8 protein-coding genes are annotated in these 12,021 nt (G+C 50.3%); 2 read left to right on the top strand and 6 right to left on the bottom strand.

All coding sequences use genetic code 11. The annotated features are described in order from the left end of the window. Nucleotides 1-17: 17 nt before the first annotated feature. The 6 genes from HFP08_RS15490 to HFP08_RS15465 form a co-directional block, all read right to left on the bottom strand. Nucleotides 18-1,361, bottom strand: coding sequence for a sulfatase family protein (locus HFP08_RS15490; RefSeq protein WP_168121507.1), 1,344 nt, complete (start codon nucleotides 1,359-1,361; stop codon nucleotides 18-20). Between the two features lie 24 nt (nucleotides 1,362-1,385). Further along, on the bottom strand, nucleotides 1,386-3,467 hold the full coding sequence (locus HFP08_RS15485; protein ID WP_168121506.1) for an alpha/beta hydrolase family protein: 2,082 nt from the start codon (nucleotides 3,465-3,467) through the stop codon (nucleotides 1,386-1,388). A 79-nt stretch (nucleotides 3,468-3,546) separates the two neighbouring features. Beyond that, on the bottom strand, nucleotides 3,547-4,791 hold the full coding sequence (locus HFP08_RS15480) for a Gfo/Idh/MocA family protein (protein WP_168121505.1): 1,245 nt from the start codon (nucleotides 4,789-4,791) through the stop codon (nucleotides 3,547-3,549). A 74-nt stretch (nucleotides 4,792-4,865) separates the two neighbouring features. After that, complete coding sequence (locus HFP08_RS15475) at nucleotides 4,866-5,735, bottom strand: carbohydrate ABC transporter permease (protein ID WP_168121504.1); 870 nt, start codon at nucleotides 5,733-5,735, stop codon at nucleotides 4,866-4,868. Between the two features lie 13 nt (nucleotides 5,736-5,748). Continuing rightward, nucleotides 5,749-6,672 carry an ABC transporter permease gene (locus HFP08_RS15470; protein WP_206109263.1) on the bottom strand — a complete coding sequence of 308 codons (924 nt, stop codon included), beginning with the start codon at nucleotides 6,670-6,672 and terminating at the stop codon, nucleotides 5,749-5,751. 124 nt (nucleotides 6,673-6,796) lie between these two features. Further along, nucleotides 6,797-8,338 (bottom strand): extracellular solute-binding protein, encoded by a 1,542-nt coding sequence (locus HFP08_RS15465; RefSeq protein ID WP_168121503.1) that lies wholly within the window; start codon nucleotides 8,336-8,338, stop codon nucleotides 6,797-6,799. A 252-nt stretch (nucleotides 8,339-8,590) separates the two neighbouring features. Between HFP08_RS15465 and HFP08_RS15460 the strand changes: the two genes are divergently transcribed. After that, nucleotides 8,591-10,381 (top strand): sensor histidine kinase, encoded by a 1,791-nt coding sequence (locus HFP08_RS15460; protein ID WP_168121502.1) that lies wholly within the window; start codon nucleotides 8,591-8,593, stop codon nucleotides 10,379-10,381. Then, on the top strand, nucleotides 10,356-12,020 hold the full coding sequence (locus tag HFP08_RS15455; protein ID WP_168121501.1) for a response regulator: 1,665 nt from the start codon (nucleotides 10,356-10,358) through the stop codon (nucleotides 12,018-12,020). Before HFP08_RS15460 ends, HFP08_RS15455 begins: the two co-directional genes overlap by 26 nt. Nucleotide 12,021: the final 1 nt, after the last annotated feature.

Below are 12,021 nucleotides of genomic sequence, written 5' to 3'. Positions count from 1 at the left end.
CCTTGATGCCGATGCGATTATAGCTTCATTTCCACACTGAAAGAATCCGTCCATCTATCGCCGACCTCTTCCATCTTCGTCAGCATGCCTTGTTTCAACTTCATAATGACGCTCTCATAGTCGGACACTTCTGCAAGATTCATCAAAGCATGACGATCCTTCCGGAAATCATAGAGTTCCTCTCGAGCGCGATACTGGAAAAACTTGACCCGCTGCTCGATTTGCTCATCTTCCTTCGCCGCTTCCACCATCGCTTGGAAGGTCAAGCCGCTTTGCGATTCATTCTTGAACACCGTCTCCCCATCCGACCATCCGTTGTAAATATAGCCGAACTCGCGGTTCTGATAGCAGCGCATCTCAAAGTCATTCTTGCCCGACGTCTCATGGAATACCGTGAACACCGCGTCTCTTCCCGATTGCTCCTCCCCTTTCAGCACGGGCAAGAAAGAGCTCCCGTCCAAGCCGTCAATCCCCTTGAGGCCAGCCGCCTCCATAATCGTGGGCATGAAATCAATGCCCGAGATCATATGGCAATCATCCACCGTGCCCGGATCGATTCGTCCCGGCCACTTCACAATCCACGGCGTCTTCGTGCTGTTCAGATAACAATTCGTCTTCGCATAAGGGAAGGCCATGCCATTGTCGCTCAGGAACATGACCATCGTCTCTTCCTCCAAGCCGGATTCCTGCAATGCCCGCAAAATTTCGCCAACTGTCTCGTCGAGGCGATGAACGGAGGTGAAATACTGCGCGACTTCCTTCCTCACATCAGCAATATTCGGCAGAAATCCCGGCACCTCGACCTCTTCCGGGGAGTAGGTTCTGCTCGCTTCCGTAGGATGGCCGAACATGTTCAACTCCTGCTCGCTGCCCGCGAACGGGCGATGCGGATCATGCGAATTCGCCATGAGGAAGAACGGCTTCCCTCGCTTCTTCGCATGCTCCAGAAATCCCCTCACATGCTCGTAATAGGCTTTCGGCGATCTCCCCAGGCCATTTTCTTCATCCATCGTTCGTATATATTCATCCCAGCAAAATTTCTCCTTCGGAGCGATATGATCTTCCTTGCCGATAATGCCGTTATAATAGCCGGCCTCGCTCAGCTGCTCTTGAAGCGTCGAAACATCGCGGCTGATCGGCCCGAATCCTCTGGCGCCGTTGCGCTCGGGATATCTGCCTGTCATCAGCACCGAACGCGAGGGCTGGCAAACGGCAATCGTGACATGAGCATGCTCGAATCGAATGCCTTCCGCCGCCAATCGATCAATATGAGGCGTAACATCATCCACCTTGCAGCCGTATGCGCCGACGGAATCATAATTAAGGTCATCCGCTGTAATGAATAAGAAATTCGTCTTCACCTTCCGTTCACTCCTCGCCCAGATTTAGAATCGAATAACAGCGCCCAGATCAGGCAGCGTTGTCGAACGAATGGATTTCTCTGACCTGAAAGCCTCTATTAATTCCGGCAAATCGAAACAGCATAGCACACCATGCATATGAAGCCGGACATCGTACTTGTAGAAGCGCGTTTCCACCATGTCTGCGAATGAAACAGGAATGTCCACTAATTCGATCGAGTCCACCCGATCATCGATAATTCCCGCAAGCAGCGCGTAGATGGCCGCAAAGCCTTTGCCGGCTATGCGAATCTTCGATTCCGGCTGTTCTTGCCTAATGTAATCGACCGCCCGCAGCAGATCGAATACGCGCATCCCGGCAAGCGGAGCGCCCAGCATTCTGGCGTCGCAGCCCAGCTTGTATTCCGTGCCGAACATGACGTCGAAGCCTCTGCCGTTCACCGCGCGGCTGCGGAACGCGCCCGTCCCCCTCGGGTCGAATGCCAGAACCTGACTATTGGCTGTAAGAAGCTCCATCCATTCATGCTCCATGTGAATGGCGTTCGCCCCTTCATCCAACACAAGAAGCGTCACGCCGTCCAACTCCGCGCCTTCGCGCCTGACCCATGTTCCGCCGACCGTTATATCCGGCTCGCTGAAGAAGAAGATATCCTCCTTGAGATACGCTTCGTCCTTATTGTTGCCGGACCGATCCGCCCGCGAAGAATGAATGCTTCGCAGGTAGATGCGGCTCGCGCAGACCGGCATATTGAGCCACTGCCGGATTTCCGCCTTCCATAGCTCCGTCTCCTTGTTTGTCCTCGCATTATCCTCCTTCAGCTGCGGAAGTCTTCGGGCGTTCACGGCTTGAATGGATACAGCATCGTCGAATTCGCCCAACACTTGGCCGCTTCCCGTACATTGCAAAGTCAAGGTTCGCTCGGGAACAGGAGGAACCCCCCGCTTCTCCTCTCGCAACGAACCCGTTCCTGTCGCTTGCTCATTGGTCAATCGGGTCAGCGTTTCTGCGTCCTTCGTGACTGCGAATTTTTCCATTGAGCCATTGGCCTTCTTGCCGAAGAACTGCTCCGCGAACCAAGGCACGACCATTCCCCGCAGCTCATCGTTATACGAATGGGTGCCCTTGGCGAGCGCCAGCTCGATATTCTCTTCCTTGCCGAATAGCCTGTAAACCTTCTTCGCTTTCGCAAGGCTGTCCAAGGTGCCTTCCAAACAGAAGAAATCCGATTCCACTGCTCCGATTAGAACCGGCTTTGGCGCGAATAATGTAATATAGTCGTCGTAATCCATGCCGGCGGCAATGGCTCCGTCCAGAATTTGCTCGCCATCCTGGGGCTGTCCTGTCTTCATATAAGCTTCACGCGAAGTGATGTACGTGCATGGTGCGGCTGCGGCAATGCGTTCATCCATCATCATGGCCATTAGCGTCTGAATTCCGCCGCCGGAATTGCCCGTTACACCGATTCTGGATGAATCAATTTCCTCCAGTTCGCAGAGATAATCGACCGCCCGGATAAGATCCCAGACGAAATAACGCAGAATATGACTGCCAGCCAGCTCGCATTGCAAGCCGAGATAGGTATGCTCCGCATGCCAGCGCACGAGCGTGCGTCCGAGCTCAGGCACGTAGCCTTGCATCCTCTCCCCCTGCGAGATCGGATCGACGGCCAGCACCGCCATCCCGCTGCGCACCAGATCGATGCATACCTTCTGATAGATCGGCGCCGCTTTTCCCGCTTCGATATGACCGCAAGCAAACAGAACGGCAGGCAAAGGGCCGGCAGCTCCTATTGGCAAATATAAATTAGCCGTCACATAGACGCCTGGTAAGCTTTGAAACACAATCTTGCGGATTTTATAGCCGTCTCGCTCGAGCTCTCCTGTGCAATTCGCATGAAGCGGCGATTTCACAAGCGGCAGACCGCCGATCATTTCCTCGAAATAGTGAAGCAGCCTCGTTCGCCTCTCCTCGAATTTCACAATTGAATCAATTGCGCGCTTCTCCTCGTCCGTACGTTTGATTTCTTCCAAGGAACGCCGGAGCAGATAGCTCGGCAATTGCGTCTCTACATCATAGTACCCGCTCGCGAATGGTCCTAATCCCATCGTTATGCCTCCGCTCTATATAGAAAATCGGCGGCTTCCGACAATGACGAATGTCGAAGGAAGCCGCCTCTCACTCGCCTTATTGCAAGGCTTCAATATACTCAGCCATGTCGATGGTTTGACCTGTAACGCGCGATTGCTCGGCGGCGAAAGCGATCAGATGGCTTCGCGCCGACACGCTTCCGGAGGATTTCCCCATCGTGTCGCCCCGCTCAAGCTGCTCGATAAACTCGATCATGAGCCGGGTATCCGCGCCGTTATGGCCTCCTTCGATTTGCTGCGGATGAATCTTGTAGCGCTCGCCAGTGAACAGAATGATCTCGAATTCATTGCGCTTGTCGTAAGCGCGTATTTCGCCATTGGTACCCATGATCTTGAGCGTTCTCGTATTCTCCGTCGAGAAGGCCGACATCGTGAAGGAAACGGAGACTTCATTATCGAACGCCAGGTTGACGACCTGATGATCGACGACATTATTATCGCAGCGATAGACGCAGCGTCCATAGGGGCCGTCCTTCAGCGCTGCCCATCTCGCTTCCATCGTAGGCGTCAGCGATACCACATTCTGCGGCCAGTCATCCTTCTCGTTGTAATACCATTTCAGTGCGGAGAATGCGCATTCATGCTCGACCTTGCAGCCATCCGTACACCGTGCTGTAGACCCCTCCGGAGCATTCTCTTCCTTGAAGAAGGTCAAGCCGCCGAATGAGGACACCTTCTCGCAATTGCCGCCGACAATATTCGCAATCATATCCATATCATGGCAGCATTTCGCCAGAATCATCGGACTTGTCTCATCCGATCTGCGCCAATTGCCTCGAACGAAGCTGTGCGCCTGATGCCAATAGCCTACGTTCTCTGTCCATTGAATATTCATAATCCGGCCGATAATCTTGCTGTCCGTCAATTCCTTCAGCTTGCTGAAGAACGGAGAATAACGCATGGAATGGCATACAGTCAGCAGCTTGCCGAGCTCCTCCGCCTTCCGCCCCATCTCCAACGCTTCTCGCGGATCCGTGGCCATCGGCTTCTCAAGCAAAATGTCGTAGCCGATCTCCAGCGCCTTCATTGTCGGCTTGTAATGATCTTTATCCTGCGTGCAGATCAGCAGCGCACGGCAAATTTGCGGTTGATCGAGCAGTTCCTCCCAGCTCTTGAATACGCGTTCCGGCGGGATGTTGTGCTCCTTCGCGAATCTTGCGCGACGTTCCTCATTGGGCTCGGCCACCGCGACGAACTTGATTTCATTCGGACGTCTCAGCGCGTAGCTGGCAAGGGCGAACATCCCCCTGCCGCCTGCTCCGAGCAATGCTGCTTCTATCATAAGCGTACACTTCCTGTCTTATAGAGTATAAGTATGAGCTCGATAAAGCTGTAAAGCTGATCTTTAAAGCTATTCTATCCCTTCACCGATCCAAGCAGAACGCCCTTCACGAAGTACTTCTGCAGGAAAGGGTACAAGAGCAGAATCGGCAATGTGCTGACAAGAATCGTCGCAAATTTGAGTGCATCCGATACTACGATTTCTCCCCCCGCAGCTGCCTGTGACATCATCTGCTCATCGATCTTGCCCTTAATAATCAGATCGCGCAATATAATCGTTAAAGGAAAATGCTCCGGCGATCTCAGATACAAAATTGCCTTGAAGAAGTTGTTCCATAGCCCCACCGCTTCGAACAAGCCAATCGCCGCATACACCGGCTTTGATAGAGGCATGACGATACGGAAGAATAAACCAATATCATGCAAGCCGTCGATTCGACCGGAATCGTACAGCTCCTCCGGCAAGCCTTCGAAGAAGGTGCGGAAAACGAGCAGATTGAACGTGCTGACTGCGCCGGGCAGCACCATTGCCCAGATCGAGTCCAGCATATGAAGCTCCTTCACAACGAGGAAGCTTGGAATCATGCCGCCGCTGAACAGAATTGTGAATACAATGAGCAGCATTAGCGGCTTGCGCAGAATCATTCGCTTCTGCGACATGGCGAATGCGCCCATAGAGGTAATGATCAGGGAAATAACCGTTCCTACAGCGGTGTACAACACCGTGTTTTTGTAGCCTGTGCCAATGCGATCATCTTTGAATACCGTTTGATACCATTCCAAAGTAAAGCCCTTCGGCCACCACGACACTTCATTTCTCATAACAAAGATATCGCTGGAGAAGGAAACCGTAATCATATACCAGAAGGGATAAGCCGTCACCAGCACCAGCACCAGCATAATCATAATATTGGCAATATCAAATGGACCTGTCTTTCGCTTCATACCTTCCCCTCCTTTACCATAGACTGGTTTCCTTCGTTCTGCGCGCAATGAAATTCGCGGTAACGATGAGCACGAAGCCGACTACTCCGTTGAAAACGCCGATGGCGGTCGCATAACTGAAATTGCCTTGCTGAATGCCTACGCGATACGTATATGTGGAAAAAATATCGGCGGTATCATATACCATGGGCGTGGCTAGCAGGAACACCTTTTCAAATCCGGTGCCGAGCAATCCGCCAATATTCAGAATAAGCAAAACGATTATGACAGGAACGATGCCTGGAATAGATACATGCCACATTTTGCGGAAACGACTTGCGCCATCAAGCTCCGCCGCTTCATAGAGACTCGGGTCGATCGATGTAAGAGCAGCCAGATAAATAATCGTCCCCCACCCTATTCCCTGCCATATGCCCGAAGTCACATAAATGGATCTGAACATGCTTGACAAGGACATAAAGTAGATCGGCTCGATGCCGAATAACCCTAATATGTTATTGATGAGTCCCCCGTCGGGAGACAGGAATAACACGACCATACTAACAATGACAACATTGGATATAAAATGAGGCAGATAACTGACCGTTTGCACAAAACGTTTAAACACAACATGACGAAGCTCGTTAAGCAGTAAAGCCAAAATAATAGGAGCGGGGAATCCGAAAATCAAGGAGTATAAGCCAATCAAAAACGTATTTCGCAACAATACCGGAAAATCGGGGTTATCAAAAATAAAGGTGCTGAAATATTTCAGGCCCACCCAGTCGCTGGCCCAGACGCCTTTAAACACATTGTAGTCCTTGAAGGCGACAACCACGCCGAACATGGGCAAATATTCGAATATCAAATAATAAAGCGCTGCCGGCAGAAACAATAGGATTAAGTACTTGCTGTCGTCCAGACGCTTCCATACCGAACTCATAGAAGTCCGTCGCATAGTGGACCTCCCCCTCTCATGATGCGTGAAAAGCTTGCCGCAGAAGCTGGAAGCTTAATGTCTCCCGCCCCTGCGGTACAAGCGTGTTTAACGCCCGCTTTTCAAATTATCAGGAACTTGCTTCTTATTGCTGCCTAGCCCATGCCTCTTCGTAGACTGCCAATACATCGTCCAAGCCTAAATCCTCGATGCCTTTCACATAGGCGTCCCAGTCGCTCATCGGTTTCTGTCCGATAATGAATTTGCTCACATTTTCATTAACATACTTGCCGATGGCCTGCGATTTCAGCGTAATCTTGTCTCGCTCATCCGCTGTGAATACGACTGTTTCCTCGGCAGGAGCAACATACTTCGCAGCTTCCAGATATGATTCCTTCGTTTCATCGTTGAACAAGGCGATATTCGCGTCATTGTCGAACCACATATTCGTTCCAGCTGTTCTCAATCCGAAATCGATGGAGCGAACATTCGTATCGCTGACAACTGGAAGGTATTGATTCTTGCCGTCTACCTTCTCATAGGTCACGCCTTCCTTGCCCCAGCTTACCATTTCGCGAGCTTCATCCGTGTACAACGAATCCAGGAATTTAAAAGCTGCTTCTTTGTTCTTCGAAGTTGAAGTCACCGTCAATCCTTCTTGGAAAATAAACTTGGAACCGTTGACGCCTTCATGACCTGCCCCTCCTGGAGGAGCAAAAGCAGCCATTTTGAAATCTGGATTTGTCGGTCTGACCAGACTGTTATAGGAATCGATATTATTGATATATCCGTAGGTAATAAATGTTTTGTCCGTCGTAATCATTTCATTCTTCTTGTTGCCGTTCAGGTTGCCGAATTCCTTCGGAATCAAGCCTTCCTGATACGCCTTTGCCAAGAATTCTACGGCTTGACGATAGTTGTCTTCCGCCGGACCAAATTTCCACTTGCCCTCATCATTGTTGTAATAGAAGGTGTTGTTGCTGCCATAGCTCAAGGAAATATAATTCATCTGACCAAAGCCGGGAATATAGAGCGGATAGCTGTCCGGATAAATTTCCTTCAGCTTCTTCAGCGTTTCATAAAGCTCATCATAGGTTTTCGGAATATTCAAATTATTCTTCTTGAAAATATCTTCTCGGTACATCCAGAGACCGTCATAATCGCCATAAGCGCCTTCCGCCGGAGTCATGTACAGCTTGCCGTCGGAGGACAACAATTTGTTCACTACTTCTTGATGCTCGTCCATCCAGGCCTTCATATTCGGCATTTCATCCAGATGCTCATTCAAATCCACAAGCGCTCCGTCTTCCCCGTACTGATGGATAATATCGGGACCGGACATCCACATCATATCCGGCATATCGCCAGATGCGACAACGAGCGGAATCGCTTCCCACCAATTGCCTTGGTAGCCGGTTACGGTAAGGTCTACATTCGCATAGTCTTCAAGCAATTGATATACAAGCCAATCTTCTTTCAGCGGCCATGATGCCGCGCTCTGCACGATCATCGAGAGTTTGGCCGGAGGACCTTTCACTTCTTCAGTCGGCGCTGCTGTCGCTGTATCCGATGAACTGCTTGGGGCGACTGTCGGGTTATTGCCGCCGTTGTTATTATTGGATGAACAAGCGGCAAGCATAGATACTAATAATACGAATACGGCAAGAATCGTTACCTGTTTACGCATACATGTACTCCCCTTCACTATGTGTTTTCCTTACAATTCAATCATAGAACAACCTCATGCCGCATGGATACATACCAATTCATACAATGCTAGATCGTTATTGCCTAGTTCTAAAGGATCAATTTCCGAACAATGTGAGGTATTTGCTAATTTCATGTAAAGATCGGTTCACCCAGGTATAAGATGGTTTGCTCCCTCCATCTGACATTTCCCGTTATAATAAGAAGAGAAGCGTTGCAGAGGGGGTACGGCATGACGTTTATGAGAAGGCTTGTCCATTTGATATCGGATCGTTCCATCTTATCGAAATTGATTATCAGCTTATTCATCATCGTTTTCCCATTATATGCCTTTAATTATATGATTAATCAGATTGCCGCCGACAAGAATCGGGAGGAAATTTCGCAAGCATTGAAAAATTCCGTTCATTCCTATAATAATATTATCGATGGCGAACTGGTCCGCCTGCAGCAAATGCTCAATCAAAGCGCCCTGGATATCGCTGTTTCGCATGTTGCTGTCATTCATCCTGATGCGACCTATTCCGAACGCTCAGACTTCTTCGCGATGGTGCGCGACAATCTGAATCGCATCCACTATTCGACTCGCTTCATCTCCGAGACCATGGCTTATCTGCCCTTGCTGGACTCTACCCTTTCCATTACCGGGAATGGAACTGACACATTTGATGGGGATAAAGTGGCCGCATTGAGCCAGACATCCCAGCCCTTCATCGAATGGCAGAACAAGCTTTACATGACGGTGCCTTTCATTACGAATCAGACGAATAATAACGGTATGTTTATTCTTGCGGTCGAAATTTCAAGAGAAACGATTAGATCCTATTTGTCCAAAATAATGAATTTTGAACGAGGCGGCACCTTATATTATTCACCAGGCGAGGATTGGCAAATCGCAACGCATGGGACGGACTCGATCGCAGGCGATATTCGTGCCTATTTAACCGAGCATCCCGTTAATCGGGCGGATGGTGTGGCTCCTGTTGTGCAATCCGCCACCTTTCAAGGCGAGCCTTATTTCATCGTGAGCCAATCATCCAACAATCAGAACACTATGCTTGTGGCCTACGCGCCGGAATCCGAAATATTCGGCTCCCTCAGCATTTATCATGAGCTATTCTATTCGATGTCCATCCTGTCAGGGCTCATTATTATCTTATTCTCGATCTGGCTGTACAAGCTCATTCACAAGCCGCTTCGCAGCCTGGTGAACGGGTTCCGCAAGGTCGAGATCGGCAAGCTGGATTTCGAGCTCGTGCATCAGAACAAGGATGAATTCGGATACTTGTACCATCGTTTCAATGATATGCTTCGCAATCTGAACAACTTGATCAATGTCGTTTACGAACAGAAGATTTTGAATGAACGTTCGGAGCTTAAGCGGCTGCAGTCTCAAATCAATCCGCATTTTCTCTATAACAATTTCTTCGTGCTGAAACGGCTCATACGCTCCGGACAGAAGGACAAGGCAACGACCTTCGCCGACTATCTCGGACGCTATTTCCAATTCGTCACCCGCAACGCAGCCGACGAGATCTCTCTGGAGGAAGATGTTCAGCATGCCAGAACCTATGTCGATATCCAGACCGTGTGCTTCGATCAGAGAATCTCGGTGCAATTCAATCCGGTGCCGAAGGAAATTTCGAAAATGCTGGTTCCGCGGCTCATTCTTCAACCGCTGCTCGAGAACAGCTACTCCCATGCATTCGAGAGACAGCTTTCCGAAGGCATGCTGCTTGTGAAGTTCCATGTAGATGAACGCTATATTCTAATAACAGTAGAAGACAACGGCAAGCATTTGAGCGATGCAGCAATCGATGTTCTCTCGACAAAGCTTCATCAATCGCATATTCAGACAGAGGAGAGTACGGGATTATTGAATGTTCATCGCCGCATCCGTTTGAAATTCGGGGCTAATTCAGGCATTTCCGTGGACCGAAGCTCGCTTGGCGGCTTGCGTACGCAAATCTACATCGACAGAGAGGAAGTGAGACTGGATGCTGAAGCTGCTAATCGTGGATGATATGCCGGTTATCACCGATGGACTGTATGAGTTATTTCAAGAGGAAGAGACGCTCTCGCTGGAGGTCTATCGCGCTTATTCCGCGCCTGAGGCGCTCGCGCTGCTGGACAATGAACGCATGGACATCCTAGTATCCGACATCAAGATGCCCGAGATGACCGGACTTGAGATGCTGTCCGAGATTAATAAGCGTTGGCCGAGCTGCCTCGTTATCTTCTTGACGAGCTATCATGACTTCGATTTTGCCAAGGAAGCCGTTACACTGGGCGGCTTCGATTTCATATTGAAGACGGAAGGCGACGAGCGCATTATTCAAGCGGTTCGCAAGGCGGCAGAGGAAGTGGAGAAAATTCGCGAGGCGGAGCAGCTTCGAATGAAAGCGGAGGCCAAATACAAGCAGGCGCTTCCAACGCTTCAGAAGGCGTTCGTTCAGGAGCTGCTGCATGGCAGGCATATCAATGACCGTATCCGGAGCGAGCAGTTCCGCATTCTGGATATCAGTCTGGATGCCAATCTGCCGTCCTATCTCTTCTTGGCGAGAATCGACGGCTGGAAGCCTTCGTTGCTGTGGGCGGACAAAGCGCTGCTGATCTATGCGGTCAACAACATTATCGATGAATTCCTGCATTCGAAGGTTCATATGATAACGTTGCAGCTCGATTCCTCCCATATCCTCGGCATATGGCAGCCGATAACGAACGATTATGATTCGAAGGAATACAGCAAAGCGCTTCGCTTCTTCTATGGAACCTTGGAGACGATTCAGAATACGGGCAGAGACCTGCTTCAGCTCGAGCTGTCCTTCCTCCAAAGCGCCTCCCCTTGCAACTGGAGCGAGGCCGGCGAGAAGCTGCAAAGCCTGGAGCTGCTTATGCAGCGCGGCATTGGACTGAATCGCGAGCTGCTGACGACCGACGAAGAGCTTCAGAACAATCTCGATCGCAGAAGCCCTTCGGAGGAAGCCGAGGTGCAGCCCCTTGTTTTCCTGCGGATGATGCAGTTCTCTTCCTTGTCCGGCCTGCTTGCGAGCGGCAAGCAGGATGAGTTCTTCGAGCTGTACGACGAGCTCGACGAGACGATTGAAGATGCCGGCGACATTCCTTCGCTGAAGCTGGAATGCCTGCACTTCCTCGCTTCGGTTTTTCTGGGCTATATTAATCGCCGCAGACTGTACCGCACTCTCAAGGAATCCTGGAACATGGATAAGCTGCTCAAGCTGGAAGAGAATCCCGACTGGAAAAGCTATGCCTCCTACTACCGGAATTTGGCCGCCTTCTTGTTCGAGCATTCCTCCGATGAGCAGGAGAATCGCTCCATCCGGTTGATTCAGGATATTCAGCAATATATACGCGCGCATCTCAGCGAGGATCTGTCGCTTACCAGACTTGGCGAATATGCCCATCTTAATCCGACTTATCTGTCCCGGCTGTACAAGCAAATCACAGGCAAAGGCATCTCCGATGACATTCTGGAAGCGCGCATTGAGAGAGCCAAGACCTTGCTTGAGGAAGGCGATCGCAAGATCCATGAAATCGCCGAGGATATCGGCTATCATTCCGGCATCGCCTTCACCCGCTTCTTCAAGAAGAATATGAACATTACGCCTCAGGAATACAGGGATATGCAGAACAACCGCTAGA

Source organism: Paenibacillus sp. HB172176 (assembly GCF_011947265.1).
In the GTDB taxonomy this organism is placed as follows: Bacteria; Bacillota; Bacilli; order Paenibacillales; family Paenibacillaceae; genus Pristimantibacillus.
This window is presented reverse-complemented; position numbering and strand designations above follow the sequence as displayed.

Excerpts from the sequence above, each read along its gene's own strand:
- HFP08_RS15475 (WP_168121504.1), bottom strand. The coding sequence starts at position 5,735 with ATGAAGCGAAAGACAGGTCCATTTGATATTGCCAATATTATGATTATG.
- HFP08_RS15480 (WP_168121505.1), bottom strand. The coding sequence starts at position 4,791 with ATGATAGAAGCAGCATTGCTCGGAGCAGGCGGCAGGGGGATGTTCGCC.
- HFP08_RS15455 (WP_168121501.1), top strand. The coding sequence starts at position 10,356 with ATGCTGAAGCTGCTAATCGTGGATGATATGCCGGTTATCACCGATGGA.
- HFP08_RS15470 (WP_206109263.1), bottom strand. The coding sequence starts at position 6,672 with ATGCGACGGACTTCTATGAGTTCGGTATGGAAGCGTCTGGACGACAGC.
- HFP08_RS15460 (WP_168121502.1), top strand. The coding sequence starts at position 8,591 with ATGACGTTTATGAGAAGGCTTGTCCATTTGATATCGGATCGTTCCATC.
- HFP08_RS15485 (WP_168121506.1), bottom strand. The coding sequence starts at position 3,467 with ATGGGATTAGGACCATTCGCGAGCGGGTACTATGATGTAGAGACGCAA.
- HFP08_RS15465 (WP_168121503.1), bottom strand. The coding sequence starts at position 8,338 with ATGCGTAAACAGGTAACGATTCTTGCCGTATTCGTATTATTAGTATCT.